Origin of the sequence: Micromonospora sagamiensis (genome assembly GCF_014680085.1) — a bacterium.
Classification (GTDB): Bacteria; Actinomycetota; Actinomycetes; order Mycobacteriales; family Micromonosporaceae; genus Micromonospora; species Micromonospora inyonensis.
The window spans coordinates 2490641-2516707 of the sequence record NZ_AP023438.1 but is presented as its reverse complement, the minus strand read 5'-3'; the positions used below and the strand labels follow the sequence as shown (position 1 = coordinate 2516707).

Below are 26067 nucleotides of genomic sequence, written 5' to 3'. Positions count from 1 at the left end.
GGATCTGCCGGTTCCGCCGATGCCCGGACGCGCCGCAGCGGCTAGCGTGGAGGGGCACAGCGGTGGTCCACAGCGACGGCCGTACCCACAGGAGGACCGTCATGAGGCTGCCGCGCTCCGCCGCCGGCTGGACCGTCGCGGTCTTCGGCGGGATGGCGCTGCTGAGCGGTGTGCTCGGGCTGCTCTGGCCGGCGGCCCTGCTCGGCCTGCTCGGTCTCGCCGTGCCGCCGATCCGCGCCTCCGGTGACCACACCGGCACCTTCCTGGTCGCGTCCTCCATGGCGGCGTTCAACATGGGGGTCTACTACCTCCTCGCCGCGGTCAGCGAGTGGCGCTCGTTCTTCCGGTTCACTGTGGTGTTCCGGCTGGTCACCGTCACCGTGTTCGCCCTCGTGGTGGCGGCGGACATCGCCCCGGTCGGGTTCCTCGGGGTGGCCGCGTGGGAGGGACTGGGAGCCCTGGCGACCGCGCTCGGGCTCCGCGCGGACGCCCGTCGGGGTGCCGCCGGCCGTCCCGGGTTGCCGTCCACGCTGGTCACCGGTGCGGGACTCTGAGCCGCCGGACGAGTTGGGTATTTTCGAGCTGTGACCGCCACCCCGCCCGGCGCCCTGCCGAAGCCAATCGTGCCCGGTCTGACTGATTTGCAGGTATTTGCCCGAGGTGGCTACGCCACCGTCTACCGGGCCGTCCAGATCTCCGTCGGGCGTGAGGTCGCGGTCAAGGTGGAGAACCGCACCCTGGACAGCGAGCGGGACCAGGCCCGCTTTCTGCGTGAGGCGCGGGCCGCCGGTCGGATGTCGTCCCACCCGCACGTGGTGGACCTCTTCGACGTCGGCGTCACCATCGACCAGCACCCGTACCTCATCATGGAGCTCTGCGACGGGTCGTACGCCGAGCGCATGCGGACCTCGCCCCTCGGCCCGGTCGAGGCGCGCGACCTCGGCGTCAAGATCGCGGACGCCCTGGCGCACTCGCACGCGGCCGGCGTGCTGCACCGCGACGTGAAGCCGGCCAACATCCTCCACTCGCACTTCAACTCGGCGGTGCTCGCCGACTTCGGGCTGGCCGTGCTGGCCGAGGTGCGCGATCCGACGGTCACCATGGAGGTGCTCACCCCGGCGTACGCGCCGCCGGAGATGTTCAACCACAGCCCGCCCTCGCCGGCCGTGGACGTCTACTCCCTCTGCGCCACCCTGTACGCGGTGATGCACGGCCGGCCGCCGCGCTGGCAGTCGGAGCGCAACCCGAGCCTGGTCACCGTACTGGAGATGTTCCACCACCCGATCCCGGGACTGCCCGGGGTGCCGGACGAGCTGGTCGAGGTGCTCCGGCTGGGCATGTCGAACGATCCGGGTGCCCGGCCCTCCGCGGTCGAGCTGCGTGGCCTGCTGGCCGGGCTGCCGCTGGGCACGACGGACCACCCGCACCACGGGGGGACCACCTTCGTCGGGCCCTGGCGGCCCCCCGGCCCGGCCGAGCGCACCGGCGACGACCCGGCACACGGGCACACCCAGCCCACACCGCGTACCCCGATGGAGGAGAGCCACCCCACCGTGCCGGCACCGGTGCGCCGCCGTCGGCGCTGGTTCCTCGGTGGGGCGGGCGTGCTCGCCCTGGTCGCGTCCGCGGGTGCCGGGGCCTGGGTGGCGGGCAGCGCCCGGACGCCGGACCCGTTGCCGTCCACGACCGCCGTCGCGGGCGTGCTCCCCGGCTGTGTGGACGGGGTGACCAAGCTACCCACGGGTGGCCGCTGCGCCGACGAGTTGCAGTGCTTCGGCCCGGTCCGGATCCGCGGCACCCGGGCCCAGGCCGTCCGGGTCCGGTGTGATCGACGGCACACCTGGGAGAGCTACGCCGAGGGTGATCTCCCCGCCGAGCTGGTCGGCGCCGATCACGACGTGGTCAGGGCGGCCCCGTCGGTCCGGCAGGTCTGCAACCCCACGACCTTCCGGCTGACCAGCGGGCTTACCCAGGCGGACGGGTGGAAGCTGGAGGTGCTGCCGCCGGACGACACCGACGCCGACCAGACGTACCGCTGTCTGGCCGGCCGTGGGGTCGACGGCCTGGCGATGCCGACCCTCAGCCTGCGCTGACCCCTCCGGTCGGTGCCGGCGCGGTCAGCGGTCGCGGAGTCGGGTCCGTAGCGCCGCCACCATCATCGGATTGTCGAGGGTCTCCAGGGTGGGCGCGTCGATCCCGTGGAGGCCACCCGTGGCCTGCTGCGGGGGCGCGGCCACGGTCGCCGGCCCGGCCGGCGGCTGGTGGCGCGCCGCGTCGACGGCGACCCCCGCGATCATCGCGAGCAGGACGACGAGGATGGCCAGCACCACGCCCAGGAAGTCGTCCCGGCGCAGGACGACCAGGGTGACCATGGCGGAGACCGCCGCGAGCACGGCGACCGCCGCCAGGATCCGGGCACGGGATCGGGATAGACGCGTCACCCGTCCAGCATCACCCGCCCGCCCGCGCTGTCAACCTCGGAGCCGTCCCCGGCCGGGTCGGACGCTCCCCGGATCCGCGCCGGTCGACTGCCGGTCACCCGGGGTGTCTGATTCGCGACTGGCGTCCATCGGGCCCGTCCGGAGCGGGTGCGGATTGGAGTTGTCCGCTTACCCTGGGTGCCCTGCTGGTTCGATCCTCCGGGAGGCCGTCCATGAACATGCCGTCCCGACAGCAGCTCCGGGCGATCGCCACCGCGCTGGCGGTCACCCTGACGCTCTCCCTCGCGGCGGTCGCCGGTTGCGACAGCAGTCAGGAGCCGGAGTTCCCCTCCGTGCAGGAGAAACTGCGCGAGACGCAGGTCCACGGCCAGCCGAAGCTGCGGATCGGGGTGGCGATCCTGGACCCGCTGCTGGACGAGGAGAAGAACGCCTTCGTCAACTTCGAGGCCAAGATCGCCCGGTACGTCGCCGCGTCGCTCGGCTACGAGGGGGACCAGCGGATCGACCTGGTGCCGCTGGCCACCGAGGACCGTATCCCCGCCCTCCAGAGCGGCCAGGTCGACCTGGTCGTCAGCAGCTTCTCGATGACCAGGGACCGGGAGAGTCAGGTCCTCTTCGCCGGTCCGTACTTCGTCACCACACAGGAGGTCCTGGTCCCGCTCCGGCTCAAGGACCGGGTCCGGACCATCGAGGACCTGCGTGACCCCGCGCTGCGGGTCTGCGCCAGCGGTGGATCGACCAGTGAGGCGGAACTGGAGGAACACGGCATCCGCCCCCGGGTGGTCAAGAACGTCTCCGACTGCGTCCGGGGCATCCGCGAGGGCCGGTACGACGTGGTCAGCTCCGACGAGGCCATCCTGGCCGGGTTCCGCTCCCAGTTCCCCACCGAGTTCCAGATCGTCGACATGCCCTTCGGCACCAGCGAGCGGATCGGTGTGGGAGTGCCGATCGGTGACCCGGCACTGCGCGACCTGGTCGCCTACTTTCTGGACAAGAGCTACCGACAGGGGCGCCGGGACGGCAGCAGTCCCTGGCTGACGGCGTACCACACGACGCTCGGCCCGTGGCTGAAGGCGGACCTGCCCCAGCCGCAGCCGTTGGACGTGCCGGACCTGGTGGACTTCGACGACAAGGCGCCGACGCGATGAGTGCCCCCGTCGACGACCACCCGACCGTCTCCCCCGGTCCGGAGCCCGCCCCGGTCCGGCCCGGCGACGAGGGCGCGGAGAGCGGGACCGGGCGGGACCGGGACGCCGGCCAGGCCGAGCGGCGGGACCGGGCGAGCCAGTCATTCTGGACGCTCGTCGTCGGCGTACCGGCGGTCTTCTCGGTGCTGCGGCTCGCGGTGGAGGCCGGGGGAGAACTCCAGACCACGCTGCTGCTGGTGGCGAACGTCGGGCCGGTGAACCTGATCGCCGGCTTCCTCACCACCGCGGCCCAGCTGGTCTCCACCGTCCTGGTCGCCATCTTCGCCCTCGGTGCGGTCTTCGCCGTCAGCGCCGATGGGCCGGCCCCCGACGCCGACGGCCCCGTCCCGGCGGCCCGCCGGCCCCTCTTCGCCCGGTGGGCCGACATCACCCCGGCCTGGCTGGTGCTGACGAGCTTCCTGTTCGCCCTGGTCACCTGGGAGCTGCTCTACCTGCCCCTGCTGCTGCCCGCGGTCGCCGCCGCGTTCCAGATCACCCCGGAGCGGTTGCACGAGCGGCTGCTGCCCCGACTGCTGCTCCTGACCGCCCTGCTGGCGGGGTACGGCTGGCTGGCCCTGCCCACCATGGCCGACGCCTGGGACCAGCGGGACCTGGTGGCCCTGCTGCTGCTCGGTGGGCCGCCGCTGCTCGCCTGCGGCGTCGCCGGACCGCTGCCCCGCGCGGTGCTCCGCCCGCTCGCCCCGGTCACCCAGGCCGCCGTGCTGGTCATCCTGGCCTGGGCCGCGCTGCCGGTGATCACCACTCCGGTGCTGCCGCTGACCGTCGTCACGGTGAGTGCGACCGGGGGTAGCGAGGACGTGCGGGGGCACGTGGTGGCCGTCGACGACGTGCACATGACGATCCTGGAGGCCCGGGGCGGGGTGCGGTTCGTCCCGGTGGACCGGGTCGAGGCGCAGGTGCTCTGCCCGAACGAGGACGAGCTGCCCCGGCACCGGCTGCGGGCCCACGACTTCCACGTCGAGGACTCGCTGCTGGAGGGGCTGGGCCGGCGGGTACGGCCGGTGCACCGCATCGACGCCGCCTGCCGTACCCCGGGCTGACCGGTCGCGCCGCTCAGTACGACCGGTCCTGGCCGAGCACGTGCTGGGCCACGAAGTTGAGGATCATCTCCCGGCTGACCGGCGCGATCCGGCCGGCGCGGACCGCCCCGAGCAGGGTGGCGACGCCGTACTCGGTGGTCATGCCCGCCCCGCCGTGCACCTGGACGGCGGTGTCCACGGCGAGCGCGGCGGCCTCGCCGGCCGCGTACTTGGCCATGTTGGCGGAGATGCCGGCCTCCAGGTCCCGGCCGGCGTCGTAGAGGGCCGCCGCCTTGTAGATCATCAGTCGGGCCAGTTCGACCTGGATCGCCGCGTGCGCCAGCGGATGGGACACCCCCTGGTGCGCGCCGATGCTCCGGCCACCCCAGACCGCGCGGGTGGCGGTGTACTCCGAGGCGCGCTCGATCGCGTACCGGCCGGTGCCGGCCCCCATCGCGGCGACGGTGATCCGCTCCGGATTGAGGCCGGCGAAGAGCGCCGGCAGGCCGGCGTCGAGCGACCCACCGACCAGCGCGTCGGCGGGCAACCGCACGTCGTCGAGGTAGAGCAGGAACTGGTTCTCCGGAGAGACGATCTCCATGTCCAGCTTCGAGCGGGTCAGCCCGGCCGCGTCCGTCGGCACGACGAAGAGCGCCGGTTCGAGCCTCCCGGAGCTGGCGTTCTCGGTCCGCGCCACCACCAGCACGTAGCCTGCCTCGTCGACGCCGGAGATGTAGCACTTGCGGCCGGAGAGCAGCCAGTCGTCGCCGTCGCGGCGGGCCACCGTACCGAGCCGGTGGAAGTTCGACCCGGCCTCCGGCTCGGTGATCGCGAAGACCACCTTCAGCGAACCGTCGGCCAGTCCGGGCAGGAAACGCTCGCGTTGCCCGTCGGTGCCGTGCCGGGCGATGACCGTGGCGGCGATGGCGGGGGAGACCACCAGCAGCAGCAGCGGGCAGCCGGCGGCGGCCAGTTCCTCGCAGACGATCGCCAGCTCGGTGATGCCGCCGCCCCCGCCGCCGTACTCGGTGGGGATGTTGACCCCCAGGTAGCCGAGCCGGCCGGCCTCCTCCCACAGTTCGGTGGTGTGCTCGCCGGCCTTCGCCTTCGCCACGAAGTACCGGTGGCCGTACCGCCGGCCCAGCGCCCGGACGGCGTCGCGGAGCTGTTCCTGCTCGTCGGTGAGGTCGAAGTTCATCAGGCGTCCTCCTCGGTCGGGTCGACCACGGCCAGCACGGCACCCGTCTCGACCTGCCCGCCGGTGGGCACCGGCAGGTCGGTGACGACGCCGTCGACCGGGGCGAGCACGGGGTGTTCGAGCTTCATCGCCTCCAGCGTCAGCAGCGGGTCACCGGCGGCGACCCGCGCACCGACCTCGACGTGCCGACGGGTGACCGTGCCGGGCAGCGGTGCCAGCAACGAGCCGGCCGCCAGCTCGGCGGTGGGCAGCGGGAGACGCGGCAGCTCGGCGAGGCTCGTCGCACCGTCCGGGCCGTCCACGAAGACCTCCGACCCCACCCGGTGTACGCGGTACGTCCGCCGCTCCCCGTCGACGTCCAGCACGACCCGGTCGCCGGTGGCCCCGACGAGGGTGACGGACCGGTCGTCGGACGGGTCGGTGGACCACTCGGCGAGCCCGCCGGTGCGGTCCAGCCGGTACCGGACCTCGATCTCGCCGTCCGGCCCGGCGAAGCGGGTGACCTGGGGAAACGCCGGAACGTTCCGCCAACCGGACGGGAGGGAACCGAGCACCGGTGCCTCGGCGCGGCGGGCGGCGGCCGAGGCGAGCGCGGCGGCGAGGGCGGTCAGCGGCAGCTCGGCGGCGGGCAGCAGCGGCGCGAAGACCTCCGGATGCCGGTCGAGGAAACCGGTGTCGACCTCGGCGGCGAGGAACTCCGGGCTGCGCAGCACCCGGATCAGCAGGTCGCGGTTGGTGGCCACCCCGTGCAGTTCGGCCCGGGCCAGTGCGCCGGCCAGCAGCCGGGCCGCCTGTGCGCGGGTCGGCCCCCGGGCGACGAGCTTCGCCAGCATCGAGTCGTAGTGCACGCCCACGGTGGAGCCGTCCGCCACGCCGGAGTCCAGCCGCAGACCCGGGCGCGCGAGATGACCGAACTCGACGGCCACCCCGGGCACGGCGAACCGGTGCAGGGTGCCGGTCGCCGGACGCCAGTCGCGCGGCGGGTCCTCGGCGCAGAGCCGTACCTCGATCGCGTGGCCGTCGACCGGTGGGGCCTGCGTGAACGGCAGCGGCTCGCCCTCGGCGACCAGCAGTTGCAGCCGGACGAGGTCCAGGCCGGTGGTGAGTTCGGTGACCGGGTGCTCGACCTGGAGACGGGTGTTCATCTCCAGGAAGAAGAACTCGCCGGTGGGGGCGAGCAGGAACTCCACCGTGCCCGCACCGACGTAGCCGACCGCCCGCCCGGCGGCCACCGCGGCCTCGTGCAGCTTCTGCCGCAGTTCCGGCGGAAGGACTCCCGGGGCCTCCTCGACGAGCTTCTGGTGTCGACGCTGGATCGAGCACTCGCGGACGCCCTGCGCGGCGACCGTGCCGTGGGTGTCCCCGAAGATCTGCACCTCGACGTGGCGGCCACGTTCGACGTACCGCTCGACGAAGACCGTGCCGTCGCCGAACGCGCTGGCCGCCTCACGGCTCGCGGAGGCGACCGCCCCGGCGAGGCCGTCGGCGTCCCGGACGACACGCATGCCCCGCCCACCGCCGCCCGCGGACGCCTTGACCAGCACCGGGAAGTCGGTGACCTGGCCGGGGTCGGTCCAGGTCGGCAGCATCGGCACGCCGGCCGCCGCGAGCAGCGTCTTGGCCGCCACCTTGTCGCCCATCGCCGCGATGGCGGCGGCCGGTGGGCCGACCCAGGTCAGCCCGGCGTCGGCCACCGCCGCCGCGAAGTCGGCGTTCTCCGCGAGAAAGCCGTAGCCGGGGTGGACGGCGTCCGCGCCGCTGCGCCGGGCCGCGTCCAGGATCAGGTCGACCCGCAGGTACGTCTCGGCGGGTGTGTTGCCGGGCAGGCGTACCGCCCGGTCGGCCTCGCCCACGAAGGGCGCGTCGGCGTCCGCGTCGGAGTGCACGGCGACCGTCTCCACGCCGAGCGTCCGGCAGGTGGCGAAGATCCGGCGGGCGATCTCACCCCGGTTGGCCACGAGAAGTCTGGTGATCATCGGCAGCTGACCATGCCCTTCGTTCGCGACTGCGGGACTCCGCTTCGCTGCGTTCCTCGCGCTCACCGGAGTCACAACCGGAAGACGCCGAAGCCGTCGGCGCCCCGAACCGGTGCGCCGTGCACCGCCGACAGGCAGAGACCGAGGACGGTACGGGTGTCCCGGGGGTCGATGACCCCGTCGTCGTAGAGCCGGCCGGAGAGGAACAGCGCCCCGGACTGCGACTCGATCTGCTGCTCGACCATCATCCGCATCGCGGTGTCGGAGTCCTCGTCGTACTCGCGTCCCCGGGCCTCGGCGGCCTGCCGGGCCACGATGGACAGCACCCCGGCCAGCTGGGCCGGTCCCATCACCGCCGAGCGCGCGTTCGGCCAGGTGAACAGGAAGCGCGGGTCGTACGCCCGCCCGCACATGCCGTAGTTCCCCGCGCCGTAGGACGCGCCCAGGTTGACCGTCAGGTGCGGCACGGTCGAGTTCGACACCGCGTTGATCATCAGCGCGCCGTGCTTGATGATGCCGCGCTGCTCGTACTCGGTGCCGACCATGTAGCCGGTGGTGTTCTGGAGGAAGACCAGCGGGGTGTCGGTGGCGTTGGCGAGCTGGATGAACTGGGCCGCCTTCTGCGCCTCCTCGCTGAACAGCACGCCCCGGGCGTTGGCCAGCACGCCGACCGGGTACCCGTGCAGCTCGCCCCAGCCGGTGACCAGCGCGGTGCCGTACGCCGGCTTGAACTCGTCGAACTCACTGCCGTCCAGCACCCGGGCGAGGACCTCACGCGGGTCGAACGGCACCTTCAGGTCGGCGCTGACGATGCCGAGCAGCTCCTCCGGGTCGTACCGGGGTGGTGCCGGGTGCGGGGTGCGGGGCGGCGGGCCCTGCTTGCGCCAGTTGAGCCGGCGTACGCACCGCCGGGCCAGCCGGATGGCGTCCCGCTCGTCGGTGGCGAGGAAGTCGGCCAGTCCGGAGCGGGTGGCGTGCATCGCCGCCCCGCCCAGCGACTCGTCGTCGGCGTCCTCACCGGTCGCCATCTTCACCAGCGGCGGCCCGGCCAGGTAGACCTGCGACCGGTCCCGGATCATAATCGTCTGGTCGGACATCCCCGGGATGTACGCCCCACCGGCGGTGGCGTTGCCGAAGACCACGCTGACCGTGGGGATCTTCGCCGCGCTGAGCCGGGTCAGGTCCCGGAACACCCGACCGCCCGGAATGAAGATCTCCGCCTGGGTGGGCAGGTCGGCCCCGGCCGACTCGACCAGGTTCACCATCGGCAGCCGGTTGGCCAGCGCGATCTCCCCGGCCCGCCGGGTCTTCCGCAACGACCACGGGTTGACCGCGCCACCGCGTACCGTCGGGTCGTTGGCGAGGATCAGGCACTCCACCCCCTCGACCACCCCGATGCCGGTCACCACGCTCGCCCCGACCGGGAAGTCCGTGCCGTACGCGGCCACCGGCGACAGCTCCAGGAACGGGCTGTCCGGGTCGAGCAGCAGTTCGATCCGCTCCCGGGGCAGGAGCTTGCCGCGCCGGTGGTGCCGGGCGACGTACTTCTCACCGCCGCCGGCCCGGGCGGCGTCCAGCGCCTCGTCCAGCTCGGCCAGCCGGGACAGCAGGGCCTTCCGGTTGGCCCGGTGGGCTGCCGAGGTGGGATCGACGGTGCTGTGCAACGTGGTCACGGCCGGTCCTCCGCCCCGCCGCGGACACCCGGCGGTGCCGATCGCGTCGTCCCCTCGGCCGGCAGCAGCTCCGCCGGCAGGTCCACGATCCGGGCCCGGAGCAGCTCACCGAGCGCCTTGGCCTGGGGGTCGAACCGGGTGGAGGCGGCCACCCCCTGGCCGAGCAGGCCCCGGATCACGAAGTTCACCGCGCGCAGGTTGGGCAGCTCGTACCGCTCGACGGTCAGCCCGGCGGTCTCCGGCAGCAGCTCGCCGAGGCGTTCGACGGTCAGCCAGCCGCGCAGCCAGGCGTACGCCGGCTCGGAGCGCGCCCAGACCCCGAGGTTCGCGTCACCGCCCTTGTCGCCCGAACGTGCCCCCACCAGCTTTCCGAGCGGCTCCCGCCTGAGGTGGTAGGAAGGGCCCCCTACAGGTGATTTCTGCTCTGCAGGGGGCCCCTGCTCACACGTCAGCGGTGGGGGCGGGATCGACACGCGTTCACTGGTGGGGAGCACGGCGACGTGGGCGACCGCGTCCTGCGGCACCGTGTCGGAGGTGAACACCCCGTACGGCGTCGCGTCGCCGGGCAGGGTGGTCAGCGTGCAGCCCGGGTAGGAGGCCAGGGCCAGCTCCACCGCGGCGGCCGAGAAGGCCCGCCCGGCCCGCGCCCGGTCGCCGTCCCGCAGGTGTACGTGCAACAGCGCGCTCGCCGTCTCCGTGTCGTCCGCGTCGACGTGGTCCGTGCGGGCGAGCCGGAACTCCAGCCCCGCCGGCCCGACCGCCGCCTCGATCTGCTCGCGGACCAGCGCCGCCTTGGCCGGGACGTCCAGTCCGCAGAGGACGAAGGTCATCGAGTTGCGGAATCCGCCGAGGTTGTTGACGCCCACCTTCAGGGTGGCCGGCGGCGGGGTGCCCCGGGTGCCGCTGACGCGTACCCGGTCGGGACCCTCCTGGTGCAGGGTCACCGTGTCGAGCCGGGTCACCACGTCCGGCCCGAGGTAGTCCGGCCCACCGATCTCGTAGAGGAGTTGCGCGGTTACCGTCTCCACGGTGACCGCCCCGCCGGTGCCCGGGTGCTTGGTGATCACCGACGAGCCGTCCGGGTGCAGCTCGGCGACGGGGAAGCCGGGACGCCGTCCGCCGTCCGGCAGTTCGGTGAAGAAGCTGAAGTTCCCGCCGGTCACCTGCGCCCCGCACTCGACCAGGTGCCCGGCGACGGTGGCCCCGGCGAGGGCGTCGAGGTCGTCCCGCCGCCACCCGAACCGGGCGATGCCCGGACCGACCACCAGGGAGGCGTCGGTGACCCGCCCGGTGACCACCACGTCCGCGCCCGCCTCCAGGCAGGCCGCGATGCCGAACGCGCCCAGGTACGCGTTCGCGGTGAGCGCGTCCGGCCGTGCCAGGGCGTCGCCCTCGACGTGTCCGACCCGGACGGTGAGACCGAGGCGGTCGGCGAGCGTCCCGATCGCGGCGGCCAGCCCGGCGGGATTGACGCCCCCGGCGTTGGTCACGATCCGTACGCCCCGCTCCAGCGCGGTGCCGAGGATGCCCTCCAACTGCCTCAGGAACGTCTTCGCGTAGCCGAGGGAGGAGTCGCGGAGCCGGTCCCGGCCGAGGATCAGCATGGTCAGCTCGGCGAGGTAGTCGCCGGTGAGCACGTCGAGTTCGCCGCCGTCGAGCATCTCCCGCCAGGCGGTGGACCGATCACCGTAGAAGCCCGAGGCGTTGCCGATCCGGATCACGCGACCACCGTCGCGGGACGAGCGGGCAGGTCCGACAGGACGACCATGGGTGCCTCCGGTCACGGGGTGAGCAGGGTGGCGAGTTGGCGTTTCCAGGTGTTCAGCAGGGCGGTGCGGCGGGCCGAGTCGTCGGTGAGCAGGTTGGCCACCCCGAGTCCCCGGAGCAGGTCGAGAGTGGCCTGCACCGCCTCGCGGACCCCGGGACGCCGTTCGTCGGCGTCGAGCAGCGCGACGGTGAGCCGGTGCATCTCCCGCCCGACCCGGGCCTCCAACGGCACCAGGGCCGCGCGTAGCTCCGGGTCGGTGCGGGCGGCCACCCAGAGTTCGAGGGCGGCGACGAAGAGCGGACCGGTGAAGGCGGCGGCGAGCATGTCGATCACCCGGTCGAACCGCCGGGGACCGGCCGGCAGCGCCTCGGCCTCGGCGCGCAGTTCCGCCGCGCGACGCTCGGCCAGGTGGACCACGGCTGCGGTGACCAGGGCCGCCCGGGTGGGGTAGTGGTGCAGCTGGGCCCCCCGGGAGACCCCGGCGCGGGCGGCGACCACCGTGGTCGTGGTGCCGGACCAGCCGTACTCCACCAGGCAGTCGACGGTCGCCTCCAGCAGCCGCGCGCGGGTGGCACGGCTGCGCTCCTGCTGCGGGACGCGGCCCGGCTGAGGGGCGCGGCTCGGTGGGGCGGGCACGTCGCCAGCCTGCCGTCGGAAAAACAAACAGTCAAGCCTGACTTTTTTGGCACCCGTCGGGAGGCGGGCGGGACAGGATGCCGTGCGGACGCCTTGGAGCTGCCCGCACAGACGGGGCGACCTGGCCGGCTCCGGTGAGGTGAAGCTGACGGTTGCCGACCTGCGGCGGGACCGGGCGCATGAACGGGGCAGCTCCAAAGGAAGTGCCCAGCGACCCTGCCGGCCAGATCAGGGCGACCGTACGACCCCTGGGCGGGGCGGATCGGTGCTACGTCGGCCGACGGGCGTGCGGCCCGCACGGAGGCCCGGCGGGTGGCGGCAGGGAGGGCAGTTGCTGTCAGCGACCGTCACGTGGGCCGAAGACGGTCAGCGCCTCGGCGTCGTCGTGCCGGGATCGGACGTACTCGTCGGCCCAGGCGGCGGCCTCCGGATAGCCGGACTCGGCGGCCACCCGGGCGCAGGCGGCGTCCAGGTCGAACGCGCTCCGGCGCAGCTGCACGCCCGGCCCGAGCAGCGCCCAGTGCGCCCCCGCCCCGCCGTACGGCATCCCCACGCTGCCCGGGTTCACCACCAGGCGACGGTGGGCGAGCCGGACGAACGGCATGTGGGTGTGACCGCAGACGACCGTGCCCACCTCCGCCGGCAGCGTCGCGAACACCTCGGCCCAGCGGTCCAGCCGGGAGTCCACCAGCACGACCTCCTCGTCGTCGCGCGGGGTGGCGTGGCAGAACAGCACCTCGCCCAGCCCGGCGACCGGCAGCGTCACGCTGAGCGGCAACGCGGCCAGTCGGGTCACCTGGTCGTCCCGAAGCTGGCCCGCCGCCCACGGGGTCACCTGGTCGGGGACCGGGAACTCCTGGCCGCCGCGCAGCCCGATCAGCTCGCGGTCGGCGTTGCCGCCCACCCAGACGGCCCGGTCGCCGAGGGAGGCCAGCAGGTCCAGCACCTCGACCGGCTGAGGGCCGGCGGCGATGTCGCCGGTGAGCACGACCAGGTCGGCCGTGACGACGTCCGGCTCGGTCAGCACGGCCTCCAGCGCGGGCAGGACACCGTGGATGTCGGAGAGGACGGCGACGCGTTCCAGCATCGAACCACGATGGCAGCCCCGGACCGACGCGGTCGAGGGATTCTGCGCCGGGCAGAAATCGGGAGGGCCCACCCCGGGGGCGGCCCTCCCGGAAGACCTGGGTCAGACGCGTGCCCGGCGGGCGAGCCGCTCCGGGTCGAGGATGATGATGCTCTTGCCGTCCAGGCGCAGCCAGCCCCGGGACGCGAAGTCGGCCAGTGCCTTGTTGACCGTCTCCCGGGATGCGCCGACGAGCTGCGCGATCTCCTCCTGGGTGAGGTCGTGCGTCACCCGCAGCACGCCGCCGTCGCGGGTGCCGAACCGGCCGGCCATCTGGAGCAGGTTCTTGGCGACCCGGCCGGGCACGTCGGTGAAGATCAGGTCGGCCAGCGAGTCGTTCGTCCGCCGGAGCCGGCGGGCCAGCACCCGGAGGAGCTGTTCGGCGATCTCGGGCCGGTTGTTCAGCCACGGCCGCAGCGCCTGCTTGCGCAGCCGGACCAGTCGGGTGTCGGTGACCGCGGTGGCCGTGGCCGTACGCGGGCCCGGGTCGAAGAGCGACAGCTCGCCGACCATGTCCGACGGACCCATCACCGCGATGAGGTTCTGCCGGCCGTCCGCGGCCCGCCGCCCCACCTTGATCTTGCCGGAAAGCAGGATGTAAAGGCTGTCGCCGGGCTCGCCCTCGTTGAAGACCACCTCGCCCTTGCGGACCTCGATCGTCTCCATCTCCTTGGCGAGCGCCTCGGCCGCCTCCGGGTCGACGCCCTGGAAGATCCCACTACGGGCCAGTACCTCGTCCATCGCGCACCTCCGCCTGCGCGTGCCGTCCGTCGGCTGGGTCCGCCGTCCGCTGATCCCGCGCGCGACGCCAGTCTAGGCGCACGTGAGCGGTTATCAGAGGCGCACCCCTGGAAGTTGATCGTTGGACGTAACGAGATGGACCTGATCAAAGCCTATGATCCACCGTTCCGACCCGGGGGGAGCGCTCCGCCGGGTGCCGGTCGTAGGGTCACCGGCGTGTTGAGCGAGCCCTTCCTGACCACCCGGCCCGAGGACGGCCGGGACGTGCCACTGCTGTGCTGGCGCGCCGACCGGCCGTTGTACGCGATCACTTCCGCCCCGCTCGGCGGAGGGATCGGGGTACGGCACTGGGTGGTCAACGCGACCGTGCCGATGACGTACCACCGGGACGACCCGGCCGACCACCTTGCCGGGCTGGCCCGCCAACTCGACCTCGACGGACCCGGCGTCGGCCTGCTGACCGGCGTCGACGTCGCCGAGGTGGTGGCCCGCGCCGACGGTGGGGTCCGGGTCTGGGCGACGGTCGGACTGGGCACCCCGGTCCAGGCCGCCGCCCCGGCGACCCCGGCCGCCGTGGAACCGGTCGGCACGGTCAACATCGTGGCCCTGGTGCCCGTCCGGCTCGGCGACGCCGCGCTGGTCAACGCCGTGGCCACCGCGACCGAGGCGAAGACCCAGGCGATCGTCGAACTGGGACTGCCGGCCACCGGCACCCCGACCGACGCGGTGACGGTGCTCTGTCCGACGGACGGCCCGGTCGATTCCTACGGCGGACCCCGCTCCCGTTGGGGTGCCCCGCTCGCCCGCGCGGTGCACGCGGCAGTCCTGGCCGGTGGCGCCCACGAGGTGGTGCCGTGGTCGGACCGGCTACGCCTGGAGGAGTCCCCCGGATCGGTGCTTTTCACCCGATCGGCCATCCCCGGCAGCGCTGCCGACCGGTAGGGTCCCGGACGATGTACGCCGCCGCCTCCTTAGACGCCCGCCGCCCCCGCCGCCGCGCGGCCGCGCTGGGTGCACTCCTCGTCCTGCTGGTCGCCGCCGGATGCGATTCGTCCACGGAGAGCCCCGCCTGGCAGTCCCCGGAGGGGCGCACCGCCGCCCCCGCCTCGGCGAGCCCGAGCGCGCCCCCGGCGGAGGCGGAGAACGTCATCTCGCTCTCCGCCACCGGCGACATCATCATGGGCAACGCGCCGAACCGGCTGCCCCCCAACGGTGGCAAGGGCTTCTTCGACGGCGTCAAGACCGCGCTCGAGGCGGACCTGGTGATGGGCAACCTGGAGGAGCCGCTGACCGTCGACACCGGGACCGGCAAGTGCGGGGCGAACTCCACCCGCTGCTTCCAGTTCCGGGCCCCGCCGGAGTACGCCGTGCACCTCAAGGATGCCGGGTTCCACCTGCTCAACCAGGCCAACAACCACGGGTACGACTACGGCCCGGCCGGCTACGAGAACACCCAGAAGGCGCTGGAGAAGTACGACCTGAAGCACACCGGCGCGCCCGACCAGATCACCGTGGTCGACGTCAAGGGCGTCAAGGTCGCCGTCGCCGGCTTCTCGTCGTACGTCTGGTCGAACAGCCTGGTCGACATCGACGCCGCGGAGAAGGTGGTCGAGAAGGCGGCGACCATGGCCGACCTGGTCGTCGTGCAGGTGCACATGGGTGGCGAGGGCTCGGACAAGACCCGGGTGAAGCCGGGCACGGAGATGTTCCTCGGCGAGAACCGGGGCGACCCGGTCAAGTTCTCCCGCGCGATGATCGACGCCGGGGCGGACCTGATCGTCGGGCACGGCCCGCACGTGCTCCGGGCCATGGAGTTCTACCAGGGCCGGCTGATCGCCTACAGCCTCGGCAACTTCGCTGGGGGCGGCAAGTCGCTGAGCAACAACGGTCGACTCGGCTGGGGTGGCGTGCTCAAGGTGTCGCTCAAGGCGGACGGCACGTTCGTGGCGGGGTCGCTCGCCTCGACGTACATGAACGGGCTCGGCAAGCCGGTCGCGGACCCGGACGACCGGGGCCTCGGACTGGTCCGGACGCTCACCGGCCAGGACTTCCCGAAGACCGGAGCCCGGTTCGCCGCGGACGGAACGATCTCCGCCCCGGACGCCGGGTAGGCGGGGCCGGGTGGTCCGCCCGGCGACGTAGGCTGGCCGGCGTGACCACCAGCTCTCCCAGCGTGTCCGAGACCGACCTGGGCCGGAAGCGGCGGGCCCGACGGATCGGCCGGGCGCTCACCGACGCCCACCCGGACGCGCACTGCGAACTCGACCACTCCACCGCGCTCGAACTCGCCGTCGCGACGATCCTCTCCGCCCAGTGCACGGACAAGCGGGTCAACGAGGTCACCCCGAAGCTCTTCGCCCGGTATCCCGGCGCAGCGGACTACGCCGGCGCCGACCGGACTGAGCTGGAGGAGCTGATCCGGCCGACCGGCTTCTTCCGGAACAAGACCGACTCCTTGATCAAGCTGGGTCAGGCCCTCGTCGAACGGTACGACGGGCAGGTCCCCGGGAAGTTGGCCGACCTGGTGACCCTGCCCGGGATCGGCCGCAAGACCGCCAACGTCATCCTCGGCAACGCCTTCGGGGTTCCCGGGATCACCGTCGACACGCACTTCCAGCGGCTGGTGCACCGTTGGCGGCTCACCACCGAGACCGACCCGGTCAAGATCGAGCACGCCGTCGGTGCGCTCTTCGAGAAGCGCGACTGGACCATGCTGTCGCACCGGGTGATCTTCCACGGGCGGCGGGTCTGCCATGCCCGCAAGCCCGCCTGCGGTGCCTGCACGCTGACGAAGCTCTGCCCGTCGTACGGGACCGGACCGACCGAGCCGGCCGCGGCGGCCAAGCTGCTCAAGGGCCCCCGGGCACGGGACCTGGCGGTCGCCGCCGGGGTCGACCCCGAGCTGGTTCCCGCCCAGGCGGTCGTGGCGGAGGTGCCGTGAACCGCCGCGTCGCCGCTGCTCTCCTGGCCCCGCTGCTGGCGGTCACCGGCTGCACCGCCGGGGAGACCGGCCGGAGCGCCGCGCCGGCCGCGACCGGGGGCTCGCCCTTCGCCGACTGCGCCGCGCTGACCGCACCCCCCTCGGCTCCACCCGCCGCGTCAGCCGGGCCGTCGGCGGCACCGTCCAGCCCGGCCGTCGGGTCCGACGGTCCGGCGGACGCGACCAGCGGGCCGTCCGGCGGCGTGCCGGGGGCGGGCCGGGACCTGCCCGACCTCAGCTTCGCCTGCTTCACCGGCGGCACCGAGGTCTCCCTGCGGGCGGTACGCGGACCAGCGGTGATCAACCTGTGGGCGTCCTGGTGCGGGCCCTGCCGCAAGGAACTACCCGCGTTCCAGCGCCTGCACGAGCGGGCGGCCGGGCAGGTGCACGTGATCGGGGTGAACACCGCCGATCGCCGGCCTGCGGCGGTCTCGATCGGTGCGGACTTCGGCGTCACCTTCCCCCAACTGGTCGACACCGACGAGCGGTTGCAGCGGGAACTGCCGCCGGCCGCCGTGCCGAAGACCATCCTGGTGGACGCGCAGGGCCGGATCCGGCACCAGGACGTCTCCGGCGCGCTCGACGACGCCCGCCTCGCCGACCTGGTCCGCCGCCACCTCGACCTGGACGTACCCGCATGACCCGTCCCCTTCCCCCGTGGATGGATCCGCTGCTCGCCCGGCTGGGCACGGCCCGCTCCGAGGACTTCACCCCGCTGCACACCCCGACCAGCGGCGGGCGGCAGAGCGCGGTGCTGGTGCTGCTCGCCGAGGAACCGGACGTCGGGCCGGACGTCCTCGTCCTGCAACGGGCCGCCACCCTGCGCAACCACGCCGGTCAGCCGGCCTTCCCCGGCGGGGCCGCCGACCCGGACGACGCCGACGCCACCGCGACCGCGCTGCGCGAGGCGAACGAGGAGGTCGGCCTCGACCCGGCCACCGTCACCGTCCTGGCCGAGCTGCCGAAACTCTGGATCCCGGTCAGTGACTTCGTGGTCACCCCGGTCCTCGGCTGGTGGCACCGGCCGCACCCGGTGCACCCCCGGGAGCCGGCCGAGGTCGCGCACGTCGCCCGACTCCCCGTCGCCGAGCTGGTCGACCCGGAGAACCGGATGCGGGTACGCCATCCGAGCGGCTGGACGGGGCCGGCCTTCTCCGCCCGGGGCATGCTGGTCTGGGGGTTCACCGCGGGCGTGCTCGCCACCCTCCTGGAGATGGGCGGCTGGGCCCGGCCCTGGCCCCGGAACCGGGTGCTCGACCTCCCGCCCACCTCCGCCTCCCCGGCACCCTCCGCCGGCACCGACTCCGCGGACGAACTGGCCGGTCGCTGACCACGGCGGTCCGCTTCCACGACGAGCGTCGTCGCCGCTGTCCGGTGCCCGTACGCTGGACGGGTGTCGGCCGTTGATCTCTTCTTGCTGCTGCTCATGCTCTTGTTCGCGATCAGCGGATACCGCCAGGGGTTCGTCATCGGGGCGCTCTCCTTCGCCGGCTTCTTCCTCGGGGCCCTGCTCGGTCTCCAGGTGGGTCCCCTGCTGGCGCAGCGGTTCGCCGACAGCGCCGTCCGGGTGATCGTCGCGCTGGTCGCGGTGCTCGGACTGGCGGTGCTGGGTCAGACCCTCGCCGGCTGGCTCGGCTCGCACCTGCGAACCGCGATCACCAGCCGCGTCGGCCGCCGTGCCGACGACATCGGGGGCGCACTCGTCTCGCTCTTCGCGGTGATCATGGTGGCCTGGCTCGTCGCCGTTCCGCTCGGGTCGTCGTCGTTCCCCTGGCTGGCCTCCTCGGTCCGCAACAGCGCCCTGCTCACCGTGGCCGACCGGGTGATGCCGGACCAGGCCCAACGCTTCTCCGCCGCGCTGCGCGACACCGTGGACACCAACGGCTTCCCGGACGTCTTCGGTGACCTGGCACCCACCCGGGCCCGGCAGGTCGCACCCCCGGACCCGGCGCTCGCCGGTTCCCAGGTGGTCGCCAACGGCCAGCGTTCGGTGGTCAAGGTGCGGGGTTCCGCGCCGAGTTGCGGTCGCCGGATCGAGGGCTCCGGCTTCATCTACGCCGAGGATCGGGTGATGACCAACGCACACGTGGTCGCCGGCACCCGTGACGTCTCGGTGGAACGCAACGGCAAGCGGTACGACGGTCGCGTGGTGGTCTACGACCCGGATCGGGACCTGGCGGTGATCCACGTACCGGACCTGTCCGGTCCGGTCATGCGGTTCGCCACCGGCCGGGCAGCCAGCGGGGCGGACGCGATCGTCCTCGGATTCCCGCTGGACGGGCCGTACGACGCGCAGTCGGCCCGGGTGCGGGACGTCGACCGGATCACCGGCCCGGACATCTACTCCTCGGGGGACGTCACCCGGGAGGTCTACACGATCCGCGCGCTGGTGCGCAGCGGGAACTCCGGCGGTCCGCTGGTCGCGCCGAACGGCCTGGTGCTCGGGGTGATCTTCGCGGCGGCGGCGGACGACCCGAACACCGGGTTCGCCGTCACCGCCGAGGAGGCCCGTCCGGTGGCGCTGGCCGGTGCGGAGCGGACCCGCGCGGTCGACACCGGCGACTGCACCTGAACACGCGACCCACCTCGTCACCCGAACCGGGGGAGGGGCGGTTGTCCACCCCTCCCCGGCTCCGGGTCGCGCGGGTCGCTCAGCCCAGGAACTTGTCCAGGGCGGCCTCGATGGCGCCGGTGTCCGGCGAGGCGTACGCCTTCATCGTGCTCTTGCTGTAGGTCACGAACGACGGGCAACGGACGGCCGGCGCGTTGATGGTGCCGCCGTCGCCGACCTTCTGCGCGGTCTTCGCCGCGTAGAAGGTGAGGGTGTACCGGGACGACACGTAGTCGATCGTGATGATCTTGTCCGAGCTGTCCTTGAGCTGGCACTTGCGGCCGGCGCCCTCGCTGCCCTCCTGGTACTTCAGGCAGCCCACGACGCTGACCTCGTCGAACTCGTCGCTCTTGGCGTAGTACGACTTGCCGTAGCCGGCGGAGCGGAGCATCCAGTTGCTCGGCCGGTCCACCGAGTTGTAGAAGGTGTACGCCTTGGAACCGGACGGGGTCGAGTACGCCTTGGCGTTGAGGATCGGGCTGCCCTCGCAGACCGCCTCGAAGTCGCTGGAGTACCGGGCGGTCACCGCGTTGTTGTTGTTCGGCGTGTCGTCGCCGGGCGTCTGCTCGGTCGACGGGGAGGCGCTCGGGTCGGTGTTGCCGCCGGGGTCCGAGGTGGTGGCCACCGGTGGAGTGGGGTCGTCGTCGTCACCGTTGGCGACGATGACGCCGACGCCGACACCGCAGAGCGCCAGCAGCGCCACCGTGGCGGCACCGACTCCGAGGCCGATCATCAGGCCCCGGTTCTTCTTCGGCGGCTGCACGGGGGCGGCGAACTGCGGCGCGGGATATCCGGGCTGCTGCTGGTAGCCGGGCTGGCCGTACCCGTACGGGTCCGGCTGACCCGAGATCGGCTGACCGGGTGGCTGCCCCCACGGCTGCCCGGAGACCGGCTGGCCCGGAGGCGGTCCCCACGGCTGCCCGGCGTTCGGATCGGACGGTCCTCCGTACGGAGGGTGACTGTCGCTCATCTTTGGCCCTTATCGCTGTCGGCGGTGCGCTGGCACCCGGATCACTGATCACGATAAACAGCGATGCAAATAGCCTGCTCACCGGCATCTCCTCTGATCGGAGACCCGAAACGGCGAACTTAGCGACCGTTCAGTAAAAAGCCGATTTGGCCGCCTCGACAGTTGCTCAGCGTCATGATCACATCACGGCGACCGGTCGGGCGGGCCACCGCGACGCTCCGGGCGACGGAACCGACGGGCCACCAGGGCGGTGCCGGTGACCAGGATGACACCGAGGGCCACGCCACTCCACAGCCGCCCCGGGGCCGCCTCCTCGGTGTCACCGGCCGCGCGGACCGTCCACCCGTCCCGCCGGGTGCCGGCGAGACCGAGCTGGTCGGCGTCGGTGCCGGACGTCTCGGCAGCGCCCGGTGCCCGACCGAAGCCCACCTCGCCCGGAGAGGAGTGGTCGTCGAGCGGGTTGCGCGGCACCATGGGGACGTCCCGGGTGAGCGCGGCGACCGGGTCGATCCGGCCGAAACCGAACCGGTCGTCCCGGCCGGCGGGGCCGAGGTCCCGAGCGGTGGTGATCAACCGGTTGACCACGTCACCGGCGGACATCTGCGGCCACCGGGCGCGTAGCAGCGCGGCGGAGGCGGTCACCAGCGGAGCGGCGAAGCTGGTCCCCTGCACCCGCCAGTAGCCGCCGGGCCGGGCACCCACCAGCCCGGTCGCCGGGGCGGTCAGCACGGTCTCCGGGCCCGTGATCGAGCCGGACCAGAGGTCGCCGCCGCTCCTTTCCAGACCAGCCACCGCGATCACTCCGGGCTCCCGGGCCGGGTACCAGATCCGGGTGCCGGAGGAGACCGCCAGGTTGCCGGTGCAGGCGATCACCACCACGTCGCGCGCGAAGGCGTAGTCCAGCGCCGCCGCCAGGGCCGCGCTGTCGCCGCCCCCACCCAGCGACAGGTTGATCACCCGTGCACCGTTGTCGACCGCCCACCGGACGCCCTTGGCCACGACCAGCGCGTCGTCGTAGCGGTTCTCCTCGTCGAGCACCCGGATCGGCAGGACCTTCGCGTCCGGCGCGAGGCCGACCACTCCACGGTGGTCGTCCCGTCGGCCGGCGATCAGGGCCGCGACCGTGGTCCCGTGCCCGACCGGGTCCGGCTCGGCCGTCCCGTCCGGAGCAACCAGGTCGAGCCCGGGGAGCACCTGGCCCACGAGGTCCGGATGCGTGGCGTCCACGCCGGAATCGATCACCGCGACGGTCACCCCACGCCCGGTGGACGTCCGCCAGGCGCTCTCCGCGTCGAGCACGTCGAGTTGCCACTGGTCGTCGCGCACCTGGTCGGTGCGGGCGGGGGCGCGGACCGGGTCGACGACGACGGGCCGGGGGCGCAGCGGCGTCCCGACCGCCGTGATCTCCCGGCCCGGCGGCAGCGCGGCGGCGTACCCGGCCGACGCGGTGTGCGCGGTGCGCGGAGACGGAGCGGCGTGCGTGGGTGCCACGGCGACCACGGTGAGCGGGACGGTCGTCGCGGCCACGGCGAGCAGCGCACGACCGGCGAGCCGCCGGGCCCCGGTAGCGCATCGCCGCCGCACCGCAGTCACACCCTCAGCCCATTCGTCGCGCCGGACACGTGATGGTCGGAGGTTACCCGTTCCCCGGTCTACTCCGGTTCCTCTTCGCCGTAATCAGCCGCCCCGTGGTCACATCGGAGGGAGGTACGCGAGTTGCACCAGCCGTACGCCCTCCCGACGGGTCACCAGCCGACCCCGTCCGGGTGGCAGCGGGCCGGGGCGGACCGGGCCGACCAGCGCGCCCTCCTCCGGGCTGCCGGCCATCACCAGGCCGGCGGTGGACAGTTCCCGCAGCCGCTGGACGATCGGCTCGTACTGGGCCCGGGCCGCGCCGCCCGAGCGTCGCACCAGCACCAGGTGCAGCCCCACGTCCCGGGCCTGCGGGAGGTACTCCTCCAGTGCGCGCAACGGGTTCGCCGGACCGGTGGCGACCAGGTCGTAGTCGTCGACCAGCACGAACAGTTCCGGCCCGGACCACCAGGACCGGTCCCGCAGCTGCCCGGCGGTGACCTCCGGACCGGGTATCCGGCGCTGCATGTAGCCGGCGACCGACTCGATCAGGTCGGCCGTGCCGGCCGCCGCGGTGCCGTAGCCGATCAGGTGGTCGGTTCCGATCGCGCCGAGCAGGCTGCGCCGGTAGTCGACCAGGATCACCCGGGCCTGCTCCGGGGTGAACCGGCGGGTGATCGACGTGGCCAGCGCGCGCAGGAACGACGACTTGCCGCACTCGGCGTCCCCGAAGACGACGAAGTGCGGCTCGGCGGCGAAGTCGAGCAGCACCGGGCGTAGGTCCGCCTCGGCGATGCCGACCGGCAGGCGCAGCCCGGTCGACCCGGACAGGTCCAGCTCCGCATAGGACAGCACCGGCGGGAGCAGCCGTACCGCGGGGGCGGCCGGACCGGCCCACGCTGCGGCGACCGCCTTGACCAGGTCGCCGGTGTCCCCGCCCGGGGCGGCCAGTCGCGGTACCGCGCCGAGGAAGTGCAGCCGTTCCGCGGTGATGCCCCGCCCCGGGGTGTTCTCCGGTACGTTCATCGCCGCCTGCCGGGCCACGCCCGAGTCCGACGGGTCGCCGAGGCGCAGTTCCAGCCGGGAACCGAACAGGTCCCGGATCGCCGGCCGGAAGTCCAGCCAGCGCAGCGCGGTCGCCACCACGTGCACGCCGTACGCCAGGCCCCGGCCGGCCAGGTCGGTGACCGGTCCCTCCAGGTCGTCGTACTCGCCGCGCAGGGTGGCCCAGCCGTCCACCACGAGGAAGACGTCGCCGAACGGGTCGGTCACCGGCTGCCCGGCGGCGGTCAGCGCCGCCCGCCGCTGCCGGTACGCGGCCATCGACTCCACGCCCAGCTCGGCGAAGCGCTGCTCCCGTTCGGCCAGCAGGGCGGCGACCTCCCCGACGGTACGGCGCACCGCGGTCGCCTCGGCGCGCCCGGCGACCCCGCCGACGTGCGGCAGGTCGCGCAGCGGGCCCAGCCCGCCGCCCCCGAAGTCCAGGCAGTACACCTGCACCTCCTGCGGGGTGTGGGTGAGCGCGAGCGTGCAGATCAGGGTGCGCAGCAGGCCGGACTTGCCACTGCGCGGCGCGCCGACCACCGCGACGTGCCCGGCCGCGCCGTCCAGCGCCAGCCAGAGCAGGTCACGACGCTGGTCGTACGGCTTGTCGACCAGGGCCACCGGCACCTGGAGCGCGCCGTGCAGCTCCGGGTTGCCGAAGGTCAGGCCACGCGCCGGGTCGACGCCGACCGGGCCGAGCAGGTCGTCCAGGGCCGGCGAGGCGTCCAGCGGGGGCAGCCACACCTGGTGGGCCGGGGGCCCCTGGCCGGTGATCCGGCCGACCAGCACGTCCAGCAGGCTCTCGCCGCCGTCCCGCTCCTCCTCGGCCGGTCCGGGGGATCCGACGGCCGGCTCCGGCACCGGGACGAGGTGGGTGGAGAAGGTGAGCAGCCGGGGCGTGCCGGCGGTGCCGCCACCCGCGCCGCCACCGCGCCGACGGACCGCCCCGGAGACGTACGCGGCCCGGAACCGCACCAGCGGTTCGGTGCCGAAGCGGAGGAAACCGTGACCGGGGGAGCGGGGCAGCTCGTACGCGTCCGGCACGCCGAGCACCGTCCGGGACTCCAACGCGGAGAAGGTCCGCAACCCGATCCGGTACGACAGGTGGGTGTCCAGCCCGCGCAGCCGGCCCTCCTCCAGCCGCTGCGAGGCGAGCAGCAGGTGCACGCCGAGGGAGCGACCCAGCCGGCCGATCTGCACGAACAGGTCGATGAAGTCCGGCTTGTGGAACAGCAGCTCGGAGAACTCGTCGCAGATCACCAGCAGGGACGGCAGCGGGGCGAGCGGCGTCCCCGCCGCGCGGGCCCGGTCGTAGTCCCGCAGGCTGGCGAAGTTCCCGGCCCGGCGCAGCAGTTCCTGGCGGCGGGTCAGCTCCCCGTTGAGCGCGTCGGCCATCCGGTCCACCAACGGGAGCGCGTCCTCCAGGTTGGTGATCACGGCGGCGGTGTGCGGCAGCCGGTCGAACGAGGCGAAGGTGGCCCCGCCCTTGAAGTCGATCAGGACGAAGTTGAGCACCTCCGAGCTGTGCGTCGCGGCCAGCCCCAGCACCAGCGTGCGCAGCAGTTCCGACTTGCCGGAGCCGGTGGCGCCGATGAGCAGGCCGTGCGGGCCCATGCCGTCCTGTGCGGACTCCTTCAGGTCCAGCTCGATCGACCCGCCGTCGGTGCCGACGCCGATCGGCACCCGTAGCCGGTCACGCGTGGCGCGGGGCGTCCAGCCCTGCTCGACCGAGAAGTTCTCCGGGTCACCCAGCCCGAGCAGCTCGGGCAGGCCCAGCTCGACCCGGGCCGGCGCGTCCGACCCCTTGACCGTGGCCGCCAGCCGCAGCGGGGCGAGCCGGCGGGCCACCGCCTCGGCGTCGGTCGCCGGAAGCTGGTCGGCGGTGCCCACCTCGGCGTGCGTGTCGGCCGCGTACGAGTGCAGCCGCCCGTCACGTACCTCCAGCGCCAGGGTGCTCCGGTCGAGCAGGCGCGGTGGCGGGGTGTCCAGGTCGACCATGGTGACCGCGTCGATGCCGCCGTCCGAGGTGAGGTGGGTGGCGCCGGTCAGGTCGGCGCCGTCGAGCACCACCACCACGTGCGGCCCGTCGGTGGCCGGTCCGGCCGGGCTGAACCGGGACCGGCTGCCGAGCACCTCGCCGAGGAGGTGTTCCAGGTCGGCTGCCGCGCTGGTGACCAGGCGCACCGGGCCGAGCGCGTCGGTCCGGGTGGGGTGGTGGGCGTGCGGCAGCCACTTGACCCACTCCCAGACGGCCCGCCGCTCCGGACCGGCGCAGACCGCGACGAGCAGCTCGTCCGGGGCGTGGAAGACCGCGAGCTGGGCCAGCATCGCCCGGGCCAGCGCCTGCGCCGACGGCGAGCCGGTCGCCCGGACTGCCGGGTCACCGACGTCCCCGCGCAGGTGGACCCGGGCGAAGCTGCGCAGCGAGAGGGCCACCGGCAGGTCCGGCACCACCGAGTACGCGTCGAGGAACCGGCGCAGCGCGCCCGCGGTCATCGGTTCCAGCTCCTCCAACGGCCGGGTGGTGGGCGGCAGCAGCGGGGTGGCCAGCGTCTGCGGCCCGACCGCGACCCGGACGACCGCGAAGTCCGGGTCGGTGGGACGGCGTTCCCAGACCCGGTGGCTGTCGACGGTGGACCAGAGCCGGGTCGGGTCGGGGTGCCGGTAGTACAGGCCCGCGCGCTGCCGACCGGCGGTGCGCCGGACCTGGCGGCGCAGCACGGAGAGGTGGCGCAGGTACTCCCGCCGGGCGGCCATCATCTCGGACCTCTTCGGGGTGCCGGCGGCGCTGCCCCAGGAGGTGACCAGCATGGCCAGCGAGGAGAGGCCGAACATGCCGCCGACCACGTACGAGTACGCCCCGCCGCCCCGGCCGAACATCATCGCCATGGCCACCGTCCCGCCGAGCATCGGCAGGAGCATCAGCAGCTGCTGCCACCGGCCGCCGGTGACCTCGGGGATCTCCGGGGGCGCCTCGACCGGGAGCTCGCCGACCGGGATCTCCGGGGCCGGGCGTCGCGGCGGTCGCTTGATGACGACAGTGGACACTCACCCTCCCCATGCGCTCGGTAACCCGAGCCTGGCTCATGGTAGGTAAAGTGCTG

At 73.4% G+C, this 26067-nt stretch carries 21 protein-coding genes; 10 read left to right on the top strand and 11 right to left on the bottom strand.

What is annotated here, in order from left to right; translation table 11 throughout:
- Positions 1 to 101 precede the first annotated feature (101 nt).
- The gene (locus IGA62_RS10860) at positions 102 to 554 is read left to right on the top strand and encodes a hypothetical protein (protein ID WP_145815171.1); all 453 of its coding nucleotides are present in this window, start codon (positions 102 to 104) and stop codon (positions 552 to 554) included.
- Between the two features lie 30 nt (positions 555 to 584).
- Entirely contained in the window at positions 585 to 2093 is a 1509-nt protein-coding gene (locus IGA62_RS10855; RefSeq protein ID WP_145815172.1) for a serine/threonine-protein kinase, read from the top strand.
- Positions 2094 to 2117: 24 nt separating this feature from the next.
- On the opposite strand, the gene IGA62_RS10850 is transcribed toward IGA62_RS10855, so the two are convergent.
- On the bottom strand, positions 2118 to 2441 hold the full coding sequence (locus IGA62_RS10850; RefSeq protein ID WP_145815173.1) for a hypothetical protein: 324 nt from the start codon (positions 2439 to 2441) through the stop codon (positions 2118 to 2120).
- Positions 2442 to 2653: 212 nt separating this feature from the next.
- Here IGA62_RS10850 and IGA62_RS10845 point away from each other — a divergent pair, with 212 nt between their 5' ends.
- Together IGA62_RS10845 and IGA62_RS10840 are read left to right on the top strand one after the other, a co-directional pair.
- Positions 2654 to 3589 carry a transporter substrate-binding domain-containing protein gene (locus IGA62_RS10845; protein WP_091452968.1) on the top strand — a complete coding sequence of 312 codons (936 nt, stop codon included), beginning with the start codon at positions 2654 to 2656 and terminating at the stop codon, positions 3587 to 3589.
- Complete coding sequence (locus tag IGA62_RS10840) at positions 3586 to 4689, top strand: hypothetical protein (RefSeq protein ID WP_145815174.1); 1104 nt, start codon at positions 3586 to 3588, stop codon at positions 4687 to 4689. The genes IGA62_RS10845 and IGA62_RS10840 overlap by 4 nt, the downstream gene beginning before the upstream one ends.
- Before the next feature lie 13 nt (positions 4690 to 4702).
- On the opposite strand, the gene IGA62_RS10835 is transcribed toward IGA62_RS10840, so the two are convergent.
- The 7 genes from IGA62_RS10835 to IGA62_RS10805 form a co-directional block, all read right to left on the bottom strand.
- Positions 4703 to 5866 (bottom strand): acyl-CoA dehydrogenase family protein, encoded by a 1164-nt coding sequence (locus IGA62_RS10835; protein WP_145815175.1) that lies wholly within the window; start codon positions 5864 to 5866, stop codon positions 4703 to 4705.
- Positions 5866 to 7842 (bottom strand): acetyl/propionyl/methylcrotonyl-CoA carboxylase subunit alpha, encoded by a 1977-nt coding sequence (locus IGA62_RS10830; protein ID WP_145815176.1) that lies wholly within the window; start codon positions 7840 to 7842, stop codon positions 5866 to 5868. Before IGA62_RS10830 ends, IGA62_RS10835 begins: the two co-directional genes overlap by 1 nt.
- A gap of 71 nt (positions 7843 to 7913) precedes the next feature.
- On the bottom strand, positions 7914 to 9515 hold the full coding sequence (locus tag IGA62_RS10825) for an acyl-CoA carboxylase subunit beta (RefSeq protein ID WP_145815177.1): 1602 nt from the start codon (positions 9513 to 9515) through the stop codon (positions 7914 to 7916).
- Positions 9512 to 11236, bottom strand: coding sequence for an acyclic terpene utilization AtuA family protein (locus IGA62_RS10820; protein ID WP_145815178.1), 1725 nt, complete (start codon positions 11234 to 11236; stop codon positions 9512 to 9514). Before IGA62_RS10820 ends, IGA62_RS10825 begins: the two co-directional genes overlap by 4 nt.
- Before the next feature lie 59 nt (positions 11237 to 11295).
- Positions 11296 to 11919: a TetR/AcrR family transcriptional regulator gene (locus tag IGA62_RS10815; protein ID WP_145815179.1), complete on the bottom strand. Its 624-nt coding sequence runs from the start codon at positions 11917 to 11919 to the stop codon at positions 11296 to 11298.
- Positions 11920 to 12256: 337 nt separating this feature from the next.
- Positions 12257 to 13006, bottom strand: a complete 750-nt coding sequence (locus tag IGA62_RS10810) for a metallophosphoesterase family protein (RefSeq protein ID WP_145815180.1) — start codon at positions 13004 to 13006, stop codon at positions 12257 to 12259.
- Positions 13007 to 13108: 102 nt separating this feature from the next.
- The gene (locus IGA62_RS10805; RefSeq protein ID WP_007073398.1) at positions 13109 to 13786 is read right to left on the bottom strand and encodes a Crp/Fnr family transcriptional regulator; all 678 of its coding nucleotides are present in this window, start codon (positions 13784 to 13786) and stop codon (positions 13109 to 13111) included.
- A gap of 216 nt (positions 13787 to 14002) precedes the next feature.
- Here IGA62_RS10805 and IGA62_RS10800 point away from each other — a divergent pair, with 216 nt between their 5' ends.
- The 6 genes from IGA62_RS10800 (at position 14003) to IGA62_RS10775 (ending at position 19338) form a co-directional block, all read left to right on the top strand.
- On the top strand, positions 14003 to 14728 hold the full coding sequence (locus tag IGA62_RS10800; RefSeq protein WP_145815181.1) for an adenosylcobinamide amidohydrolase: 726 nt from the start codon (positions 14003 to 14005) through the stop codon (positions 14726 to 14728).
- A gap of 11 nt (positions 14729 to 14739) precedes the next feature.
- The gene (locus tag IGA62_RS10795) at positions 14740 to 15897 is read left to right on the top strand and encodes a CapA family protein (RefSeq protein ID WP_145815182.1); all 1158 of its coding nucleotides are present in this window, start codon (positions 14740 to 14742) and stop codon (positions 15895 to 15897) included.
- A gap of 41 nt (positions 15898 to 15938) precedes the next feature.
- Positions 15939 to 16727: an endonuclease III gene (gene nth / locus IGA62_RS10790; RefSeq protein WP_145815183.1), complete on the top strand. Its 789-nt coding sequence runs from the start codon at positions 15939 to 15941 to the stop codon at positions 16725 to 16727.
- The gene (locus IGA62_RS10785) at positions 16724 to 17407 is read left to right on the top strand and encodes a TlpA family protein disulfide reductase (RefSeq protein WP_145815184.1); all 684 of its coding nucleotides are present in this window, start codon (positions 16724 to 16726) and stop codon (positions 17405 to 17407) included. The genes nth and IGA62_RS10785 overlap by 4 nt, the downstream gene beginning before the upstream one ends.
- Positions 17404 to 18096 carry an NUDIX hydrolase gene (locus IGA62_RS10780; RefSeq protein WP_145815185.1) on the top strand — a complete coding sequence of 231 codons (693 nt, stop codon included), beginning with the start codon at positions 17404 to 17406 and terminating at the stop codon, positions 18094 to 18096. The genes IGA62_RS10785 and IGA62_RS10780 overlap by 4 nt, the downstream gene beginning before the upstream one ends.
- A gap of 63 nt (positions 18097 to 18159) precedes the next feature.
- A complete protein-coding gene (locus IGA62_RS10775; RefSeq protein WP_145815186.1) occupies positions 18160 to 19338 on the top strand; it encodes a MarP family serine protease in 1179 nt (392 codons plus the stop codon).
- 79 nt (positions 19339 to 19417) lie between these two features.
- On the opposite strand, the gene IGA62_RS10770 is transcribed toward IGA62_RS10775, so the two are convergent.
- The 3 genes from IGA62_RS10770 to eccCa form a co-directional block, all read right to left on the bottom strand.
- Complete coding sequence (locus IGA62_RS10770) at positions 19418 to 20347, bottom strand: hypothetical protein (RefSeq protein ID WP_145815187.1); 930 nt, start codon at positions 20345 to 20347, stop codon at positions 19418 to 19420.
- Positions 20348 to 20530: 183 nt separating this feature from the next.
- On the bottom strand, positions 20531 to 21940 hold the full coding sequence (gene mycP / locus IGA62_RS10765) for a type VII secretion-associated serine protease mycosin (protein WP_145815188.1): 1410 nt from the start codon (positions 21938 to 21940) through the stop codon (positions 20531 to 20533).
- Between the two features lie 99 nt (positions 21941 to 22039).
- A complete protein-coding gene (gene eccCa, locus IGA62_RS10760; protein ID WP_145815189.1) occupies positions 22040 to 26011 on the bottom strand; it encodes a type VII secretion protein EccCa in 3972 nt (1323 codons plus the stop codon).
- Positions 26012 to 26067 lie beyond the last annotated feature (56 nt).

Bases quoted from the DNA above. Each gene is read 5' to 3' on its own strand.
- IGA62_RS10860 (WP_145815171.1), top strand. From the start codon at position 102: ATGAGGCTGCCGCGCTCCGCCGCCGGCTGGACCGTCGCGGTCTTCGGC.
- IGA62_RS10845 (WP_091452968.1), top strand. From the start codon at position 2,654: ATGAACATGCCGTCCCGACAGCAGCTCCGGGCGATCGCCACCGCGCTG.
- IGA62_RS10840 (WP_145815174.1), top strand. From the start codon at position 3,586: ATGAGTGCCCCCGTCGACGACCACCCGACCGTCTCCCCCGGTCCGGAG.
- IGA62_RS10835 (WP_145815175.1), bottom strand. From the start codon at position 5,866: ATGAACTTCGACCTCACCGACGAGCAGGAACAGCTCCGCGACGCCGTC.
- IGA62_RS10830 (WP_145815176.1), bottom strand. From the start codon at position 7,842: ATGATCACCAGACTTCTCGTGGCCAACCGGGGTGAGATCGCCCGCCGG.
- IGA62_RS10810 (WP_145815180.1), bottom strand. From the start codon at position 13,006: ATGCTGGAACGCGTCGCCGTCCTCTCCGACATCCACGGTGTCCTGCCC.
- IGA62_RS10805 (WP_007073398.1), bottom strand. From the start codon at position 13,786: ATGGACGAGGTACTGGCCCGTAGTGGGATCTTCCAGGGCGTCGACCCG.
- IGA62_RS10795 (WP_145815182.1), top strand. From the start codon at position 14,740: ATGTACGCCGCCGCCTCCTTAGACGCCCGCCGCCCCCGCCGCCGCGCG.
- IGA62_RS10780 (WP_145815185.1), top strand. From the start codon at position 17,404: ATGACCCGTCCCCTTCCCCCGTGGATGGATCCGCTGCTCGCCCGGCTG.
- IGA62_RS10770 (WP_145815187.1), bottom strand. From the start codon at position 20,347: ATGAGCGACAGTCACCCTCCGTACGGAGGACCGTCCGATCCGAACGCC.